The 19,225-nt window shown below is 76.8% G+C and carries 13 protein-coding genes; 10 read left to right on the forward strand and 3 right to left on the reverse strand.

Translation table 11 applies throughout. From position 1 onward, the window contains the following. On the forward strand, positions 1-2,475 hold the full coding sequence (locus D5H78_RS03055; protein WP_119948882.1) for a phosphoketolase family protein: 2,475 nt from the start codon (positions 1-3) through the stop codon (positions 2,473-2,475). A 123-nt stretch (positions 2,476-2,598) separates the two neighbouring features. On the opposite strand, the gene D5H78_RS03060 is transcribed toward D5H78_RS03055, so the two are convergent. The 3 genes from D5H78_RS03060 to D5H78_RS03070 form a co-directional block, all read right to left on the reverse strand. Next, positions 2,599-4,194, reverse strand: a complete 1,596-nt coding sequence (locus D5H78_RS03060) for an OmpA family protein (RefSeq protein ID WP_119948883.1) — start codon at positions 4,192-4,194, stop codon at positions 2,599-2,601. Positions 4,195-4,246: 52 nt separating this feature from the next. Next, positions 4,247-6,193, reverse strand: coding sequence for a 3-keto-alpha-glucoside-1,2-lyase-like domain-containing protein (locus tag D5H78_RS03065; protein WP_218566159.1), 1,947 nt, complete (start codon positions 6,191-6,193; stop codon positions 4,247-4,249). 145 nt (positions 6,194-6,338) lie between these two features. Then, complete coding sequence (locus D5H78_RS03070) at positions 6,339-8,006, reverse strand: SIR2 family NAD-dependent protein deacylase (RefSeq protein WP_119948885.1); 1,668 nt, start codon at positions 8,004-8,006, stop codon at positions 6,339-6,341. A gap of 179 nt (positions 8,007-8,185) precedes the next feature. On the opposite strand from D5H78_RS03070, the gene D5H78_RS03075 reads away from it, so the two are divergent. From D5H78_RS03075 to D5H78_RS03115, 9 genes are read left to right on the forward strand one after another with little or no spacing between them, the layout of a single operon-like run. Further along, a complete protein-coding gene (locus D5H78_RS03075) occupies positions 8,186-10,057 on the forward strand; it encodes a glycoside hydrolase family 3 protein (protein WP_119948886.1) in 1,872 nt (623 codons plus the stop codon). Then, on the forward strand, positions 10,054-11,352 hold the full coding sequence (locus D5H78_RS03080; protein ID WP_119948887.1) for an exo-beta-N-acetylmuramidase NamZ family protein: 1,299 nt from the start codon (positions 10,054-10,056) through the stop codon (positions 11,350-11,352). The genes D5H78_RS03075 and D5H78_RS03080 overlap by 4 nt, the downstream gene beginning before the upstream one ends. Next, positions 11,349-13,085: a serine hydrolase domain-containing protein gene (locus D5H78_RS03085; RefSeq protein WP_119948888.1), complete on the forward strand. Its 1,737-nt coding sequence runs from the start codon at positions 11,349-11,351 to the stop codon at positions 13,083-13,085. The genes D5H78_RS03080 and D5H78_RS03085 overlap by 4 nt, the downstream gene beginning before the upstream one ends. Positions 13,086-13,104: 19 nt before the next feature. Continuing rightward, a complete protein-coding gene (locus D5H78_RS03090) occupies positions 13,105-14,013 on the forward strand; it encodes a MurR/RpiR family transcriptional regulator (RefSeq protein ID WP_218566160.1) in 909 nt (302 codons plus the stop codon). Between the two features lie 31 nt (positions 14,014-14,044). After that, positions 14,045-15,001: an N-acetylmuramic acid 6-phosphate etherase gene (locus D5H78_RS03095; RefSeq protein ID WP_119948890.1), complete on the forward strand. Its 957-nt coding sequence runs from the start codon at positions 14,045-14,047 to the stop codon at positions 14,999-15,001. 4 nt (positions 15,002-15,005) lie between these two features. Beyond that, complete coding sequence (locus D5H78_RS03100) at positions 15,006-16,301, forward strand: extracellular solute-binding protein (RefSeq protein WP_119948891.1); 1,296 nt, start codon at positions 15,006-15,008, stop codon at positions 16,299-16,301. Beyond that, complete coding sequence (locus D5H78_RS03105; RefSeq protein ID WP_218566161.1) at positions 16,298-17,248, forward strand: carbohydrate ABC transporter permease; 951 nt, start codon at positions 16,298-16,300, stop codon at positions 17,246-17,248. The genes D5H78_RS03100 and D5H78_RS03105 overlap by 4 nt, the downstream gene beginning before the upstream one ends. Continuing rightward, entirely contained in the window at positions 17,245-18,147 is a 903-nt protein-coding gene (locus D5H78_RS03110; RefSeq protein WP_218566162.1) for a carbohydrate ABC transporter permease, read from the forward strand. The genes D5H78_RS03105 and D5H78_RS03110 overlap by 4 nt, the downstream gene beginning before the upstream one ends. Then, a complete protein-coding gene (locus D5H78_RS03115; protein WP_218566163.1) occupies positions 18,144-19,094 on the forward strand; it encodes an N-acetylglucosamine kinase in 951 nt (316 codons plus the stop codon). The genes D5H78_RS03110 and D5H78_RS03115 overlap by 4 nt, the downstream gene beginning before the upstream one ends. Positions 19,095-19,225: the final 131 nt, after the last annotated feature.

A 19,225-nucleotide genomic window follows, 5' to 3' on the forward strand; every position in this document is an offset into this window, starting at 1 on the left:
ATGACGCAGCTGGCGAGCATGGGCGGGGACACCTCCGCCGACAACGAGTCCGCGGGCGGCGGCGAGAGCCGGGCGCCGCAGCCGTACGCGCTGGGGGAGGTGCCGGGCCCGCTCGACCGCGAGCAGCTCCGGCTGCTCGACCAGTGGTGGCGGGCGGCGAACTACCTGTCGGTGGGCCAGATCTACCTCATGGCCGACCCGCTGCTGCGCGAGCCGCTGCGCCCGGAGCACGTCAAGCCCCGCCTGCTCGGGCACTTCGGGACGGTCCCCGGGCTCAACCTCGTCTACGCGCACGTCAACCGGCTCATCCGCGAGCGCGACCTCGAGGCGGTGTTCGTCGCGGGGCCCGGGCACGGCGGTCCCGGGCCGAACGCGTGCGCGTGGCTCGAGGGGACGTACACCGAGCTCTACAGCCACATCACCCGCGATGAGGAGGGGATGCGCGAGCTGTTCCGCCAGTTCTCCTTCCCGGGCGGCGTCCCGAGCCACTGCGCGCCGGAGACGCCCGGCTCCTTCCACGAGGGCGGCGAGCTGGGCTACGCCCTCCTGCACGCGTACGGCGCCGTGCTGGACAACCCGGACCTCGTGGCGGTCGCGGTGGTGGGCGACGGCGAGGCGGAGACCGGCCCGCTCGCGACGTCGTGGCACTGCGGCAAGTTCGTGAACCCGGCCCGCGACGGGGCCGTGCTGCCCGTCCTGCACCTCAACGAGTACAAGATCGCGAACCCGACCCTCCTCGCCCGCATCCCCGAGGAGGAGCTGCTGACCCTGCTCCGCGGCTACGGGTACGCGCCGCGGGTCGTCGCCGGCAGCGACCCGGCGGCGGTGCACCAGGCGACGGCCCGGGCGTTCGACGAGTGCCTCGACGAGATCCGCGCGATCCAGGCCGCGGCCCGCGCCGGGGGCGCCGCGCCGGAGCGGCGGCCGTGGCCGATGGTCGTGCTGCGCACCCCGAAGGGCTGGACCTGCCCGCCGGTCGTCGACGGCCAGCAGGTGGAGGGCACGTTCCGCGCGCACCAGGTGCCCCTGCCGGGCGCCCGGGGCGACGACGGGCACCGGCGCGTCCTCGAGGAGTGGATGCGCTCGTACCGCCCGGAGGAGCTCTTCGACGAGCAGGGCCGCCCGGTGCAGGAGCTGCTCGAGCTCAACCCGGTCGGGACGCGGCGGATGAGCGCGAGCCCGCACGCCAACGGCAACGTCGTGCGCGACCTGCGCCTGCCCGACTGGCGGGACTACACGGTCGAGGTGGACCCGGCGCACCGCGGCGCGCTGCTGCACGAGGCGACGCGGGTGCTCGGCACGTGGCTGCGCGACGTCACCCGGCTCAACCCCGACAACTTCCTCACCTTCGCCCCGGACGAGCTGGCGAGCAACCGCCTGCAGGACATCCTCGAGGTGACGGGGCGGTCCTGGCAGGCCGAGGTGGGGGAGTTCGACGTCGGCCTGGACCGGCTCGGGCGCACCGTCGAGGTGCTCTCCGAGCACGTCTGCCAGGGCCTGCTCGAGGGCTACACGCTGACCGGCCGGCACGGGCTGTTCACGTGCTACGAGGCGTTCATCCACATCGTCGACGCGATGTTCAACCAGCACGCCAAGTGGCTGCAGGCGAGCGCCGCCGTCGAGTGGCGCCACCCGGTGCCGAGCCTGAACTACCTGCTCTCGTCGCACGTCTGGCGCCAGGACCACAACGGGTTCACCCACCAGGACCCGGGCTTCCTCGACGTCGTGCTCAACAAGGACCCCGCCGTGGTGCGGATCTACCTGCCGCCGGACGCCAACACCCTGCTGTCGACGTACGACCACTGCCTGCGGTCGCGGCACTACGTCAACGTCGTCGTCGCCGGCAAGCAGCCGCAGCAGGACTGGCTCACGGCCGAGGAGGCGGCCCTGCACTGCGCCCGCGGGGCCGGCATCTGGGACTGGGCGGGCACGGAGGGCGGCCCGGGCACGCTGCCCGACGTCGTCCTGGCCTGCGCCGGCGACGTGCCGACCCTGGAGACGCTGGCCGCCGCGTCGATCCTGCGCGAGGAGCTGCCCGACCTCGCCGTGCGGGTCGTCAACGTCGTCGACCTCATGCGCCTGCTGCCGGAGACCGAGCACCCGCACGGGCTGCCGGACCGCGAGTTCGACACGCTGTTCACCGAGGACCGGCCCGTGGTCTTCGCCTTCCACGGCTACCCGTGGCTGGTGCACCGGCTGACGTACCGCCGCCGCAACCACGCCCAGCTGCACGTGCGCGGCTTCAAGGAGAAGGGCACCACGACGACGCCCTTCGACATGGTCATGCTCAACGACCTGGACCGCTACCACCTGGTCATCGACGTGGTCGACCGCGTCCCGTCGCTCGGTCCCCGCGCCGCCGCGCTGCGCCAGCGGATGGTCGACGCCCGCCTGCGCGCCCGCACCTGGACCCGCGAGCACGGCGAGGACGCCCCGGAGGTCACCGGGTGGAGCTGGCCGGGGGACGCCCGTTGACCACGTGAGGCAGGCGCACGGGTGCCCGCGGGGCCGCGGGGCCCCGTCACGCACCCGTGCGCCTCGTCCGGCGCCCGCGCCGCTGCGCCCTGCTCGGTGCCGCTCGGTCCTGGTCGGTGCCGCTCAGTCCTGCTCGGGCTCCACGGGCACGTCGGTGAGGCGCAGCGCGTCCGAGCCGAGGCCCGCGTCCACCTGCACGGTGACCGTCCCGTGCTCGCCCACCTCCGGGTAGAGGACGCTGAAGGTCCGCGTCTGGCCACCGTCGAGCCGCGCGAGCGTGTCGAGGTCGGTCAGGGGCAGCCACAGCCGCGCGCCCGTGGGGCCGACGGCCTCGAGGTGGTCCAGCGGGTAGACGGCCGACCCGCCGAGGAGCACCGTGAGCCCGCCCGCCGAGTGCTGCGGCTGCACGGCGTCCTCGCCGCGGTGGTGCCAGACGCCCGAGAGCGACGCGAAGCCGAAGGCCGAGTCGACCTCCCGGTCCAGCGCGGTCACCTCCACGTCGAGCACCAGGTGCCCGTCCACCGTCCGGGCCCGCGGTGCGGCGACGCGGAACGGCCGCGTGGTCCCCACCTCGACCCCCTCCGGCCCGGGCGCCGTGGGACCGTCGAAGGGCGGCAGCCCGCCGCTCGCCCGTACCGGCGTGCTGGTCGTCACCTCGGAGGCGAGGGTGAGGGTGACGCGCCGGTTGAGGGCGCGCTCGGCGTCGGAGCCGTTCGGCGCCACGGGGTCGAGCTCGCCGCGGCCCGACGCCCGCAGCGGGTAGGAGCCGGCGTCCACGCGCTCGGCGAGCGCCTGCGCCACCGCCGCGGCCCGGCGCTCGGACAGGGCCTGGTTGTACGCCTCGTCCCCGCTGTCGTCCGTGTGCCCGACGACGTCGACGGTGCCGGGGGCGCGCTCGGTGAGGCGCGCGGCGGCGACGTCCAGCGCGGCCCGGGCCCGGGGCGAGAGCTCCGCGGAGTCGACCGCGAAGAGCACGTCCGACCCGAGCGTGACCTGCACCTCCTCCGTGCTCGTGAGGGTGGAGACCGCGCCCTCGAGCTCGCGGGTGAAGGAGTCGAGCCCGACGGTGCGGGCCTCGACCACGGCGGCGAGGTCGAGCGTTGCGACGTCGCCGGGCGCGGGGGCGCCGGTCGCCCCGGGGGCGGGCAGCCCGGGGGGAGGCACCTGCCCGTCGACGACGGGGACCTCGGCGAGGTAGGGCGCCGCCGGCAGGAGCAGCCCCAGCGCCTCGACGCCCGGCGGCGGGGCGGCGTAGGCGAGCTGCAGCCGCGCGCCGCCCGGCCGGACGGTGCCCGCCGGGTCGACGCCGGCCGTCACGGCGTCGCCGTCGGCGTCGACGGCCACGGGGTGCACCCGGTCGTGGGCGAGGTCGACCAGCCGGACGCCGGCGAGCGCGGGCACGCGCACGGGGGTGGTGGCGCCGAGGGCGCCGCCCAGGGGCAGCCCGTCCTCGCCGACCGCGTCGGCGCCCAGGTCGATCGTCGCGACCACGTGCTCGCCCACCCGCACCAGGGGGTGGACCCCCGCGGTGACGGTGGTCCCGCCGAGGGTGAGCTCGACGCGGGCGGCGACGTCCTCGGGGGACGGGCCGGCCGACGGGGCGCCACCGCCCTCCGGCGGCCCGGGACGGGGGTCCCCGCCGGACGTGCAGGCCGCGAGGGCCCCGGCGAGGCAGGCCGCCGCGACCAGCCGGCGGGCCGGTCCAGGTGTCGTACGCACCGGGACAAGGTCGCACAGGCCCGGCGAGCCGACGCCGAGGGTGCGGAGCCGGTCAGCGCACCCCGGTGAGGTCCCGCACCCGGACGTTGCGGAACGACACCCGGTCCGGGTCGCTGCCGTGCGCCTGCAGGCCGACGTGCCCGACGAGCACGCGGCTGCTCGTGCCGGGGTCGAGGGGCCGGTCCGGGAAGGGCAGCCCCGGCCGGTTCACGAACTCGTTGACGACCTCGCCGTTGCGGATCACCGTGTAGCGCTGCCCGACGACCCGCACCTCGAGGTCGTTCCAGACGCCCTTGGGCGTCGGGTCGGCGCGGTCGAGGCCGATGTCGGCGAACCCGTACACCGAGCCGGTCTTGCGCGGGTCGTTGCCCTCGGCCTCGGGGGAGTCGTTGACCTGGATCTCGTGCCCGCAGTTGACGGCGATCCACGAGAGGTTGCCCTGCTCGGAGCCGTTGAAGGTGGTCGGGCAGCCCGGCACCGGCCCGTCGAGGGACGGGAACCGCACCTGCACGCCGCTGTTGCCGCGGGTGCCCCCGGGCGCGTCGTCCCGGAACTGCAGCCTCAGCGAGAAGTCGGCGTACTGGCGGCGGGTGTACCAGAGCGTGCCGAACCCGCCGTCCTCGCCGACCCGGCTCCGCAGCACGCCGCCGGGCAGCACGTCGAAGCCGCCGTCGCCGGCGTACTCCCAGCCGTCGAGGGTGCCGTCGAAGATCCGCTGGTACGACGACGTGCCGCGCTCGCGGAAGGGCTGCAGCGGCACGGCGCTGCCGAGGGCCGCCATGCCCTCGTCGTTCGGGTGCAGCCCGTCGCCGGAGTCGTAGCGGGCGAGCATCCGCTGGGGGCGGTCCGGGTCGCGCAGCACGCGGTCCACGTCGACGACCGCGTCGAAGACCCCGCTGGTGCGGATCCACCGGTTGACCGCCTGGCGCTCGCGCTCCCCCTCCGGGGTCCAGTAGCCGGGGATGGTCGTGCCGCGGTACGGCGCCAGGGTCGCCCCGTGCACGGTGATCCCGCGCTCGTGCGCCCGGTCCACGATCTGCCGGTACGCCCCGATCACCTGCCGCGCGCTGACGTCCTCGGACGGCGGCGCCACCGACGTCGGGTGGCCGAGGTCGTTGATGCCGAGCAGCACGACGAGGTGCTCGACGCCGGGCTGGGCGAGCACGTCGCGGTCGAGGCGCCGCAGCGCGCTCTCGCCGAAGAGCGGGCCGATGCCCGCCGCGTCGGAGTCGGGCAGGGTGTTCCCGTCGTGCAGGAGGCGGTTGCCGCCGATCCCGGCGTTGAGGACCCCGAGGTGGCGCAGCCCCCGCTCGTCCTGGAAGCGGCGGGCGAGCACGTCGGTCCAGCGGGCGTTCGCCCCCGGGGTCGTCGAGGAGCCGTCGGTGATCGAGTCGCCGAGCGCGACGACCGAGGCGCCGCGGGCCCGCTCCACGCTCACCCCGGACAGGAAGTACCAGGAGGTCCGCGTCGCACCCGTCGGGAAGCGGCCCTCGCCGGTGGCGTCGCCGTCGGCGAGGTACGTCGTGGTGAAGGCCGAGCTGTGCAGCGTCGTCGCCGGGGTGCGCCGCGGCAGGTAGAGGTCGACGACGAGGTCCGACCCCGGCGGCAGGCGCAGGTCGACGGGGTCGCTCAGCACGGGGGCGCCGGCGGGGACGGTGACGGCGCCGCGCCCGCCGAAGGTCAGGGCCCGGCCGGTGCCGGCGCGGGCCGCGTCGCCGCCGGCCGAGAGGGCGACGTGCGCGCCGCCGATGCGCAGCGGCCGGTCGCCGTGCTCGTTGGAGAAGCGCACCCGCACCTCGCCGCCGCCGACGCTCGTGCGCACGACCTGGCGCAGCGTCTGGTCGTGGAAGACGTCCGGCGACAGCGGCGCGCCCGGGCCCGCGGTCACGGCCGTGGCCCACGTGCCCACGCGCACGGGCTCCGAGCGCACCGGCCCCTGGTGGGCGGCGCCCGCGGGCGGTGCGGTGAGGGCGAGGCCGGCGGCGGCGAGCAGCGCCACCACCGCCCGTCCGGCGCGGGAGCGGGGTGGGCGCGGTGCTGCAGCGGTCATCGTCGACCGACCTCCGAGGGCGTCGCGGCGGTGCCCGGGACCGGGCGGGGCGCAGGGACGTACGTGTCGAACCTAGGCACGGCGGTCCCCAGCGTCAACGGTCGTCACGCTGGGTCACGGCGGTCGCTGCCGTCCCGGCGCCCGCGCCCGCGCCGCCCCGCCGGCCGGGCGGGCAGCCGCCGAGGCCGTCCTCGAGCAGGGCGCGGACCTCCTCCCACGCCGGGGAGCCCGTGGCCTCCTCGGGCAGCTCGCGCCGCAGCCGGGCGAGGGCGCCGGCGAGGGCGGCGTCCTGCGGGCTGCGCAGGGCGGCGTACCGGTCGTCGAGGAGCCAGCCGCTGCGGGGGGTCGAGGACGCGGCCACCCGGTCGAGGAGCACCTCGAGCCGGCGCGCCGCGGCGGGCAGCGGCGTCGTCGCCCCGCCCAGGCTGACCTGCGTCAGGTCCTGGGCCCACAGCTCCTGGCGCAGCGGCTCCTCGCGCAGGGCCAGCGCGGTGCCGACGGGCGGGCCGCCGTGCTCCTCGCGCAGGCGGCGCACCTGGTGCGCGGCGCGGATGAAGGTGTCGTCGAGGAGGCTGAACCCGACGAAGAGGACGTGCTGGGCGAGCAGCAGCGAGGGCACCACCCCCGCGAGCGCCGCGCGCTCCTCGGGCAGGCGCAGGAAGCCCTCGCGGGTCAGCACCACGTCCCCGGGGCGGCGCACGTCCCCGTGCACCTTGAGGAGCCACGGCTCGCCGGGGCCCTGCGCCGGGGCGTCCCCCGGCAGCAGGCGCAGCGCGCGCCCGGCCCCGGCGAAGGCTACCTCGAGCAGCGGGTCGAAGTTCGTCGTCACGACCTGGCGCACGGGCAGGGCGGCCAGCAGCGCGTGGCTCAGGGCGTGCTCGGTGCGGTCGTAGAGGCTGCGGAGCTCGTCGGCGAGCCCCTGCGGGCCGAGCCGGCCCTCGAGCAGCTGCGCGGCGTCCGGCGGCGCGAGCGCGGCCAGGGCCTCGCGCTCGCCGTCCCCGAGGCCGGCGCGCACGGCGAGGCGGTCGAGCAGCTCCTGCCAGACGGGCAGCCCGGCGGCGCGGCTCACGCCCGCCCCGACGAAGAGGGCGAGCCGCCCGGCCGTCGCGAGCCGGGCGAGCTCGTCGGCGCGGTCGAGCAGCCCCCGCGGCAGCGGCCACCGGCCCTCGCGCCGGCGGACCTCCTGCGCCGCGGCGTGGTCGCGCGGGTCGGCGAGCACCAGGGCGGCGTCCACGTCGAGCTCCGCGCAGAGCCGGTGCAGCAGCGGGAGCAGCCCGCCGATGACGTCGCCGCGGCGGCCCGCCGCGCCGCCCTCGCCGGTGCCCACCAGCGGCATCGCCAGCAGCCGCTTGGCCCGCCCGTGCCGCGGGCCGCCGGGCCGTGCGGCGGCGGCCCGCACGAAGCGCTCCACCTGGGCCGCCAGGCGCTGGACGTCGCCCGAGGCGGTGTCGACCAGCCAGGTGCCCCGCTCGCCGTCGCCCCGCAGGCGCTCCAGCCCGTCCCCGCCCGCCTCGAGCGCCTCCGCCGCGACGTGCCCGCGCCCGCCGGGACCGGCCCGCAGGGCGTCGCCGAGCAGCGGCGCGAAGCCGCGGGTCACCCGGCCCTGCGCGTCGGTCGGCACGAGCACGTCGTCGCAGGCGAGGAGCGAGAGGTCCCCGTGCACGACGAAGACGTGCGCCGCGTCGGCGCCCTCGGGCGCGGCGGCCGCCGCCTGCGCGGCCCTGGCCGGCCCGGCGCCCTCGTCGTCCTCGTCGACCCGCACGGCGCCCGCGCTACCCGGGCTGCGCCGGGCCATGCCCGCCTGCCACCCCGCCGGTCGCCACCGTGCGTCGACGGCTCGTGACCGTTGACCGCTCCCCGGACCGTAGGTATGTTCCGGCGCACCGCAAGACCCGGTGAACGAGCAACATCCGCCCGGTGACCCAGCACCCAGGAGGCCCCGTGCCCCGCTCCACCCCGCCCCGCGAGCACCGGCGCAGCGCCGGGCTCGGTGGCGCCCTCGCCCTCGCCGTCGCGGCGGGCTCGCTGCTCGCGGCGCCCGCCGCCGCGGCTCCCGCCGCCCCCGCCCCGCAGGCGGCCCCTGCCGCCCAGGCCGGCGTAGCCCAGCCGCCGGCCGCGGCCCGCGGCTACGCCCAGCGGACCCTGCGCCGGATGACGCTGGAGGAGAAGGTCGGCCAGCTCATCACGGGCTACGCCTACGGCTCCTCCGCGACCACCGCCGACCCGCGCAACGAGGCGCTCTACGGCGAGGGCGTCGCGACGCCCGCCGACGTCGTCGAGCGCTACCACCTCGGCGGCGTCATCTACTTCGCCTGGACCGACAACGTGCGCAACCCCTCGCAGACCGCCGCGCTGTCCAACGGCCTCCAGGACGCGGCCCTGTCCAGCGGCGCGGAGGTCCCGCTGCTCATCAGCACCGACCAGGAGCAGGGCGTCGTCACCCGGCTCGGCCCGCCCGCGACCGCGCTGCCGGGCGCGATGGCCCTCGGCGCCGGGCGCAGCAGCACCGACGCGCGCCGCGCGGCCGCCATCACCGGCACCGAGCTCGCCGCGGTCGGGATCCGCCAGGACTTCGCGCCCGTCGCCGACGTCAACGTCGACCCCGCCAACCCGGTCATCGGCGTCCGGTCGCACTCGAGCGACCCGCAGCTCGCGGCGCGGATGGTCACCGCGCAGGTCCGCGGCTTCCAGGGGGACGCGGGCGTCGTCGCCACCGCGAAGCACTTCCCGGGGCACGGCGACACCTCGACGGACAGCCACGTCGGGCTGCCGGTCATCGACCACACCCGCGAGGAGTGGGAGCGCATCGACGCGCCGCCCTTCCGGGCGGCGGTCGCCGCGGGCGTCGACTCGATCATGACGGCGCACATCGTCGTCCCCAGCCTCGACCCGTCGGGCGACCCGGCGACCCTCAGCGAGCCGATCATCACCGGGGTGCTGCGCGGGGAGCTCGGCTACGACGGCGTCGTCACGACGGACTCCCTCGAGATGGCCGGCGTCCGCCAGCAGTACGGCGACGGCGAGGTCGCGGTGCGCGCCCTCGAGGCCGGCGCCGACGTCCTGCTCATGCCCGCCGACCCCGCCGCGGCGGTCGAGGCGATCCACGAGGCCCTCGACGGCGGCCGGCTCACCGAGCGGCGCATCGACCAGTCCGTGCGCCGCGTCCTCGAGCTGAAGCACCGCCGGGGCGTCGTGCAGGAGCCGTACGCCGACCCGGACCGCGTCGGCGCCGTCGTGGGCAGCGACGCCCACCGCGCCGAGGCGCAGGCCATCAGCGACCGCACCGTGACGGTGCTGCGCGACGACGCCGGCCTGCTGCCCCTCGCGGCCGGCGCGCGCAGGGTGCTCGTCGCCGGCCCCGGCGCCGGGCCGACCGCGGCGCTGTCCGCGGCGCTGGGCCGACGCGGCCACGCGGTCACCACGCTCGAGACCGGCACCCGCCCGAGCGACGCCGCCCTCGACGCGGCGGCGGCCGGCGCCGCGCGCAGCGACCTCGTCGTCGTCCTCACCAACAAGGCCTGGGACCGCGCGGTCACCGACCGGGAGGGCCGTCAGCAGCGGCTCGTCGCGGGGGTCGTGGCGAGCGGGACGCCCGTCGTGCACGTCGCGGTCCGCGACCCGTACGACGTCGCGCACCTGCCCGGCGCCACGACGAGCCTGGCGACGTACTCGACCACGGACGTCTCGATGGAGTCGGTGGCCCGGGTCGTCACCGGCGAGGTGGCGCCGCACGGGAGGCTGCCCGTCGACGTCCCGCGCGCCGACGACCCGTCGCAGGTCCTCCTGCCCTTCGGGACGGGGGTGACCTGGTGACCCGGGGCACGAGCCGCCGCGCGTTCCTCGCCGGCACCGGCGCCGCCGTCGCGGCGCCCGCCCTGGGGGCCGCGGCCCCCGCCGCGGCCTCCGGGCGCCCCTCCGGCGTCGTCCCCGGCGTCGACGTCCTCGCCGCGCAGGGCTGGTCGCTGCTGCGCGGTCAGCGCGTCGGCGTGGTCACCAACCCGACCGGGGTGCTGCGCGACCTGCGGCACGAGGTCGACGCCATGGCGGCCTCGGGCGCCGTCGACCTCGTCGCGGTCTTCGGCCCGGAGCACGGTTTCCGCGGGGCCGCCCAGGCGGGCGGCTCCGAGGGCACGTACGAGGACCCCCGCACCGGCGTCACGGTCTACGACGCCTACGGCGCCACGGCCGACGACCTGGCCGCCATGTACGCCGCCGCCGACGTCGACACGGTCGTCTTCGACATCCAGGACGTGGGCTCGCGGTTCTACACCTACGTCTGGACGATGTACGACGCCATGGTCGCCGCCGCGCGGGCCGGCAAGCGCTTCGTGGTGCTGGACCGGCCCAACCCGGTCGGCGGCTCGCCGCGCGGCCCGCTCATGACGCCGGCCTTCACGACGTTCGTCGGCAAGCGCGAGGTCGTGCAGCAGCACGGCATGACCGTCGGCGAGCTGGCCCGGCTGTTCGACGAGGAGTTCGTGCCCGACGAGGCGGGCCGGCGGGTGCCGCGCCTCGACGTGGTGGAGGCGCGCGGGTGGCGCCGGGACGTGCTCTGGGAGCAGACCGGCCTGGAGTGGGTGATGCCGAGCCCCAACATGCCGACGCCGACCACCGCGCTCGTCTACCCGGGCACGTGCCTGTTCGAGGGCACGAACCTGTCCGAGGGGCGCGGCACCACGCGCCCGTTCGAGCTCGTGGGAGCGCCCTGGGCGGACCACCGGTGGGCGGAGGCGCTGCGCGCGCTCGACCTGCCGGGGGTGCTGGTGCGCGAGGCGTACTTCCAGCCCACGATCAGCAAGCACGCGGGGGCGACCTGCGGCGGCGTGCAGCTGCACGTCACCGACCCGCACCGGTTCGAGGCGGTCCGCACGGCGGTGGCCATGCTCGTGACCGCCAAGGAGCTCTACGCCGACTTCGCGTGGCGCTACGACTCCTACGACCCGCAGCGGCCGTACTGGGTCGACAAGCTGTCGGGCTCGCCGCGGCTGCGCGAGATGGTCGACGCCGGCGCGGGCGTCGACGAGGTCGAGGCGGCCTGGCAGCAGGAGCTGCGCGCGTTCGCGCGGCTGCGGCGGCCGTACCTGCTCTACCCCGGGCGCTCGTCGTGAGGGCCGCGGTGCTCGCGGGCGCCACGGTGCTGGCCCTCCTGGCGAGCGTCGCGCCCGCGGCTGCGGGGGACGCCGCGCGGTTCGACCAGCCGCGCCGGGGCTTCAGCCCGGCCGGTACGGAGCTCCGCGACAGCTCGCCGCGCGCGGCGGGCCTCGACCCGGCGCCGGTCAGGGAAGCGCTTGCCGCGGTGGAGCGAGGTACGCGCGAGGGTGGCGCCGACGCGTCGGGCACCTCGCGGCCGCTCTTCTCCGGCGCGGTCACGGTCATGGCGACCGGCGGCGAGGTCGTCGCCCGGGAGGCCACGGGATGGGCGCTGCGCTACGCCGACGGGCAGGGCACGGAGCTGCCCCGCGACCAGTGGGAGCCGGTCACCGAGGACACGGTCTTCGACATGGCGTCGGTGTCCAAGCTCTTCACGTCCGTCGTCGTCATGCAGCAGGTCGAGGCCGGCCGGGTCGACCTCGACGAGCCCGTCGCGACGTACCTGCCGGAGTTCGCCGCGGGCGGCAAGGAGGGCGTGACCGTCCGGCACCTGCTCACCCACACCGGGGGGCTGCCGGCCTGGCTGCCGCTCTGGAGCGCGTACCCGGACCCGGGCTCGCGCCTGCGCGCGGCCCTCGAGGCCACCCCGGTCGGCGCGCCGGGGGAGCAGTACCTCTACAGCGACCTCGGCCTCATCGCGCTCGGCGCGCTCGTGGAGCGGGTCAGCGGCGACCCGCTCGACGCGCTCGTGGCCGAGGGCGTCACCGGGCCCCTGGGCATGGTGGACACCGGCTACAACCCCACCGGCGACGTCCGGGACCGGGCGGCGGCCACGGAGCACCAGACGACCCCGCCGCGCGGCATGGTCCGCGGGGAGGTCCACGACGAGAACGCGTGGGCCCTCGGCGGCGTCTCCGGGCACGCCGGGGTCTTCTCCACGGCGCGCGACATGTCCGTGCTCGCCCAGGCGATGCTCGACGGCGGCACCTACGCCGGAGAGCGCATCCTCTCCCGGTCCTCGGTCGAGCAGATGCTGGCCGACGAGAACCGCGAGTTCCCGGGCGACGCCCACGGCCTGGGGTTCGAGCTCGACCAGCGCTGGTACATGGGGGCGCTCAGCGGCCCGCGCACCGCCGGGCACACGGGCTACACCGGCACCTCGCTGGTCCTGGACTACCAGTCCGGCTCCTTCGCCGTGCTGCTCACCAACCGGGTCCACCCCTCGCGCAGCTGGGGGTCGGTCAACGCCGTGCGCCGCGCGGTCGCCGACGGCCTCGCCCGGGCGCTGCGGGTGCCGCCGCGCGAGGGCCGCACGGCCTGGGCGACCCCCACGACCGACGCCACGACCTCCACGCTCACCGCGGCGGTCGAGGTGCCGGCCCGCGGCGGCCGCCTCGCCTTCGACCTGTTCGTCGACACCGAGGCGACCGACGTGCTGGCGCTGGAGACCTCCGCGGACGGCGGGGCCACCTGGTCCCCGCTGCCGTTCGACGTGCGCGACCGCGGCGTGGTGACGCGCACGGACGGGACCGTCGCCGGTGCGGGGCACCGCACCTGGTGGCAGGCATCCACCCGGCTGCCCGCGGGCGACCTGCTCCTGCGGTGGCGCTACACCACCGACGCGGGCGAGCAGGGCCGGGGCGTCCTCGTCGACGGCGTCGTCGCCAGGTCCGGCGGGCAGGTGCTGCTCGACGGCGAGCGGCGCCCGGGCGCGTTCACCGGCGTGGGCTGGCGGACCGTCCGCGGGTGAGGGGCCTACCGTGAGGCGCGTGAGCGACCTCGTCGTGCCGGAGCAGGGGGGCGCCGCCGGCGCCCCCCTGCTCGTCCGCCTGCGCGCGGCCCTGCCGGACCTCGCGCCGGCGGAGCGCCGCGTCGGCCAGCGGGTGCTCGACGACCCGTACGGCACGGCCGCCCTGACCATCTCCGAGCTCGCGCAGGCGGCGGCCACCTCGGAGACGACGGTCATCCGCTTCTGCAAGGCGCTGGGGCTGCCGGGCTACCCGCAGCTGCGGCTCACCCTGGCCGCGGAGTCGGGCGGCGGGGGCGCCGCGCAGGAGGTGGGCGCGGAGATCGGCCCCGACGACGACCTGCGCGACGTGGTGGCCAAGGTGGCGTGGGCCGACGCCCGCGCCGTCGAGGAGACCGCCCAGCAGCTCGACGTCCCGGCGCTGGAGCGGGTCGTGGACGCCCTGGCGGGGGCTGCGCGCGTCGACGTGTACGGCGTCGGGGCAAGCGCTTTCGTCGCCGCCGACCTGCAGCAGAAGCTGCACCGGATCGGGCGGGTGGCCTTCGCCTGGTCCGACACCCACATCGCGCTCACCTCGGCGGCGCTGCTGCGCCCCGGCGACGTCGCGGTCGCGGTGAGCCACACCGGCACGACCGCGGAGGTCGTCGAGGCCCTGCGCCTCGCCGGCCGGCGGGGTGCCACGACCGTGGCGGTGACCAACTTCCCGCGCTCGCCGGTGGCCCGCGCGGCCGACCACGTCCTCACGACGGCCGCGCGCGAGACGACGTACCGCTCGGGCGCCATGGCGAGCCGCATCGCGCAGCTCGTCCTCGTCGACTGCCTCTTCATCGGCCTCGCGCAGCGCCTGCTGCCCGAGGCGCGCGAGGCGCTCGGGGTCACGTACGAGGCCGTGCGCGCGCACCACCTCGACGGGCGCTCCGCCGACCGTTGACGCGCCGCTCGGAGGTAATTAACCTCCGAGCATGACGGTGACCCGGAAGGAAACCTTCGAGGCGGTCCCGGGGCCCACGGAGCTGCGCAACCCGCGCACCACGGGGATCGACGCCCTCGGGACGCTCGAGGTCCTGCACCTGCTCAACGACGAGGACGGGCGCGTCCCCGCCGCGGTCCGCGCGGTCCTGCCGGCCCTCGCCCGGGCCGTCGACCTCGCGGTGGAGCGGGTGCGCGCGGGCGGGCGGGTCCACTACTTCGGGGCGGGCACCTCGGGCCGCCTCGCGGTCCTCGACGCGGCCGAGCTGCTGCCGACGTTCAACGCGCCGCCGGGGCTGGTCGTCGCGCACCACGCCGGCGGGGCGGAGGCGCTCGTGCGGGCGGTCGAGGAGGTCGAGGACTCCGAGGCGCTCGGTGCGCGCGAGGCCGCCGCCGTCGGCCCGTCCGACCTGGCCCTGGGGATCACCGCCTCGGGCCGCACGCCCTACGTGGCGGGCGCGCTCGCCGCCGCGCGCCGCACGGGCGCGGCCACGGTGCTCGTGACGTCCGACCCGGCCAGCGCGCTCGCGCCGCTGGCCGACGTGCTCGTCGCGCCCGACACCGGCCCCGAGGCCGTCGCGGGCTCCACCCGCCTCAAGGCGGGCACGGCGCAGAAGCTCCTGCTCAACGGCTTCTCGACCGCGCTCATGGTCCGGCTGGGCCGCACCTGGTCGAACCTCATGGTCGACGTCGTGCCCACGAACGCCAAGCTGCGCCGGCGGGTGGTCCGCATCCTCGGCGAGGCCACGGGGGCCGACGAGCAGGCCTGCCTCGAGGCGCTGGACGCCTGCGGGGGCGAGCTCAAGACCGCCCTCGTCCACATGCTGACGGGGGCGCCGCCGGCCGCGTGCCGCGACGCCCTCGCTGCGGCCGGCGGCGTGGCCGCCGACGCCGTGACCCGACTCCAGGCAGCGGGGCACCCCCTGCCCGACGCCACTCACCGGAGGTAGTGGAATGCGTTTCCCAACCCCTGCCCGGGCCCTGCTCGGCGCGGCCGGAGCGGTCGCCCTGCTCGTCTCCTGCGCACCCTCCGACGAGGGGTCCGCGGGCGGCTCCGCCGCCGGCGAGGGCGGCGACCAGACCGTCACCGTCTGGTCGTGGCGCACGGAGGACGCGGCGGCGTACGAGCAGATCTTCGACGCGTACGAGGAGGCGAACCCGGGGGTCACCGTCGACTTCCGCGCCTTCAAGAACACCGAGTACAACCAGATCCTCAGCACGGGCCTCACGGGGGACGGCGGTCCCGACGTGGCCCAGCTGCGGGCGTACGGCCAGCTGCAGCCGCTCGTCGAGGGCGGCGACCTCGTGCCGCTGCCGGACGACGTCGACGTGGCGGGCTTCGACGAGACGGTGCTCGAGGGCGCCCGGGGCCGCGAGGACGGCGAGCTCTACGGCGTGCCGTTCGCCGTGCAGACCCTGCAGGTCTACTACAACAAGGGGCTCTTCGCGGACAACGGCATCGAGGTGCCCACCACCTGGGAGGAGATGCTCCAGGCCGCGCAGACCCTGCAGGAGGCCGGCGTCACGCCCTTCGCGGTGGGCGCCAAGGACGCCTGGACGCTGCCGATCCTGCACGACATCGTGGGGTCCGCCCGCTACGGCGGCCCGCAGTTCGAGCAGCAGGTCCTGAGCGGGGAGAAGGACTTCACCGACCCGGCGTGGGTGGACTCCCTCGGCCTGCTCGGGCAGCTGCAGCCCTACATGCCCGAGGACGTCGTCGGCGTCGCGTACACCGACGCGCAGGTGCTGTTCACCTCCGGCCAGGCCGCGATGTTCCCCGGCGGCTCCTTCGAGCTCGGCTTCTTCCAGGAGCAGGCGCCGGACCTCGACATGGGGGTCTTCGAGGTGCCGCCGCCGCCCGGCTCGGTGCTCACCGAGCCCGTCACGCCCGGGTACGCCGACGGCTCCTTCGGGGTCTCGGCGGCGAGCGACGCGCCCGACGCGGCGATGGACCTCGTGCGCTGGATGGCGACGCCCGAGTTCGGCCAGGCCTTCACCGACGCGGTCAAGCAGCTCTCGCCGGTCCCCGGCGTGGAGCCCAGCGACCCGCTGCTGCAGGAGATGGCGACGAACTACGAGGAGAGCGGCGCGCCGTACCTCATGCTCGTCGACTTCCGGTACGGCCAGCCGCTCGGCACCGACCTCGTCGGCACCGGGGTGCAGGAGCTGCTGCTCGGGCAGAAGGACGCCCCGGCGGTCGCGCAGGACGTCCAGGCGGGGATCTCGTCGTGGTTCACGCCCCAGGGGTGACGCGGCGCCGGGGCGCCCGGCCGGCGGCGGGGGGCGCGCCGGCCGGGCTGACCCTCGGGCGGGCCGCGCTCTTCGTGGCGCCGGCGCTCGTGCTCTTCGGGGTGTTCGTGCTCTACCCGATGGTCACGGCGTTCTCGTACGCCTTCTACGACTGGCGGGGCACGGCGCGCGGGGGCTTCGCCGGCCTCGAGAACTTCACGACGCTGTTCACCGAGGCGCCGTACGCCGACCAGCTCCCGCGGGCCTTCGGGCACAACCTGCTGTTCTTCGCGGGCACCATGCTCGTCCAGAACACGCTGGGCCTGGGGTTCGCCGTGCTCCTGCACCGCGGACGGAGGAGCAAGCGCCTGCTGCAGACGCTCTACGCGATGCCCTACCTCGTGAGCCCGCTGGTCATCGGCTACCTGTGGACCCTGCTGCTCTCGCCCACCTTCGGCCCGGTGAACGCGCTGCTCGAGGCCGTGGGCCTCGGCTCGCTCGCCCAGCCCTGGCTCGGCGACCCGACCACCGCGCTGCCGGTCATCGTGCTCATCAGCGCCTGGCAGTGGGTCGGCTTCCCCGTGCTGCTCTACGGCGCGGCCCTCGGCGGCCTGCCCGAGGAGCTCTCCGAGGCGGCGCGCATGGACGGCGCGAGCTCGTGGCAGGTCTTCCGGCGCATCACGCTGCCGCTGCTGCTGCCGGCCATCGGCACCGTCGGCGTGCTCACCTTCATCATGGCGATGGAGGCCTTCGCCCTGCCGTACGCCCTGGGCGGCTCCACGGGAAGCCCGGCGGGCGCGACCGACGTGCTCTCCCTGCTCTTCTACCGGACGGCCTTCGAGTCCGGTGCGACCAACGCCATCGGCGTCTCCTCCGCGCTCGCCACGGTCCTGTTCGCCGTCATCTTCGGCGGCGCCGTCCTGGCGACCCGGGTGCTGCGCCGCCAGGAGGAGGCGATGCTCCGGTGAGCGACGTCGTCCAGACCGCCACCGCCCTGCCCGTCGGCGTCGCCGTCGACGAGCGCCCCCCGTCGCGGCGCCCCCGCCGCCGGCGCGGCGCAGGCCCCGTCGTCGCCTCCGGGCTGCTCTGGGGCTACGCCGTGGTCGCGGTCGCCCCGCTGCTCGTCATGGTGGTCAGCTCGCTGCGCCCCACCCGCGAGCTGTACGACCAGCCCCTCGCGCTGCCGTGGCCGCTCTCGGTGGAGAGCTACCGCACGGCGTGGACGGAGGCGTCGTTCGGCACGTACTTCCTGACCTCGCTGCTCGTCACCGTCGGCGCGGTCCTGCTCTCGACGGCGGTGGCGACCCTCGCCGCGTACGGCCTGGCGCGCAGCCGGTCCCGCGTCATGCGCGGGCTCGAGGCGCTCTTCCTGTCCGGGCTCATGCTCCCGATCCACCTGGCGATCCTGCCGATCTTCTACCTGCTCGACGGCTTCGGCCTCGTCGACAGCCGGCTCGGCCTGACGCTGGTGTACGCCGCCGCCGGCGTCCCGTTCTCCGTGTTCGTCCTCACGACCTTCTTCCGCCAGCTCCCGCTGGACCTGGAGGAGGCCGCGCGGATCGACGGGGCGGGCGCCTTCGCCACCTTCCGGCACGTCATGCTGCCGCTGGTGCGCCCGGCCATGGCCACGGTGCTCGTCTTCCGCTTCGTGCCTGTGTGGAACGACTTCCTCTACCCCCTCGTGCTGCTGCGCAGCAGCGAGAAGTACACCCTCCCCGTGGGGCTGACGACGTTCTTCGGCGAGTACCAGACCGACTGGTCGACGCTCTTCGCCGGGCTCGTCATCGCCACCCTGCCCCTCGTGCTGCTGTTCGTCCTCGCGACGCGGCAGATCGTCGCCGGCCTCACCGCCGGCATGGGGCGGTGATCAGCGGGTCAGGACAGCGTCGTCCTGACGGCACCCCCGTCGCCGGCGTCGACGTCGGCGGCGGGGGCTGCCGGGTCCGCGTCGCGTGGCCCGGCGGCAGCGCCGAGGGCGCGGGGGAGGGCGTACGGGTCCGCGGCGCCGGCATCGACGTCGACGAGGTGGCCGCCGCGGTGGCCGCGGTGCTGGGCCGGCTCCGGGCGCAGGGCGCCCCCGCCCCGGGGGCCGTGGGACTGGGCATGACCGGCCTGCTCACGCTCGCCGACCGCCCGGGCGGGCTGCACGCCGCGCTGCGCGAGCGCCTCGGCGTCGCGCGCACGGTGGTCGCACCGGACGCGGTGACCGCGCTCGTCGGCGCGCTCGGCGGCCTCGTGCCCGGCGCGGTGGTCGCCGCCGGCACCGGCGCGATCGCGCTGGGCACCGACGGGCGCGGGGCCTGGCGGCGCGTCGACGGCTGGGGGCACCTGCTCGGCGACGACGGGGCGGGCTCCTGGGTCGGGCAGGCGGGGCTGCGCGCGGCCTTCCGCGCCCACGACGGCCGCCCCCGCGGGTCGGCCCGGCTGCTCGAGCTCGCCCGGGCCCGCTACGGCGCCCCCGAGGACCTGCCCCGCGCGCTCTACCCCGCGCCCGACCGGGCCGCGCGCCTCGCGGCGTTCGCCCCCGACGTCGCCCTGGCCGCGCGCGAGGGCGACCCGGTGGCGGCGGCGGTGTGGCGCGGCGCGGGGGAGCGGCTCGCCGAGGCGCTGCTCGCGGCCGTGCCCCCGGGCGTGCCCGACCCGGCGCTCAGCCGCACGGGCGGCCTCTTCGCGGCCGGCGGGCTGCTGCTCGAGCCGCTCGCGGCCGCGCTGGCGGCCGCCGGCGCGCCGCCGCTGCGCGCGCCGCGGGGCGGCCCGCTGGACGGCGCGGTGCTCCTCGCCCGCGACGGCGCGGAGGCGGGGCCGGCGGCCTGAGCGGGCGCCCGGGGGGGGCGGGACGACACGTGACGCACGTCGACGGGCCGTGCGCGACCGTCCGCGCTGCGTAGCCAGACGGGCGGCGGGCACCTACCCTCTCCTGCACGGGACGGACGGGCACCCGCACC

Origin of the sequence: Vallicoccus soli (assembly GCF_003594885.1) — a bacterium.
GTDB lineage: Bacteria > Actinomycetota > Actinomycetes > Motilibacterales > Motilibacteraceae > Vallicoccus > Vallicoccus soli.

Bases quoted from the DNA above. Each gene is read 5' to 3' on its own strand.
- D5H78_RS03055 (WP_119948882.1), top strand. From the start codon at position 1: ATGACGCAGCTGGCGAGCATGGGCGGGGACACCTCCGCCGACAACGAG.
- D5H78_RS03100 (WP_119948891.1), top strand. From the start codon at position 15,006: ATGCGTTTCCCAACCCCTGCCCGGGCCCTGCTCGGCGCGGCCGGAGCG.
- D5H78_RS03095 (WP_119948890.1), top strand. From the start codon at position 14,045: ATGACGGTGACCCGGAAGGAAACCTTCGAGGCGGTCCCGGGGCCCACG.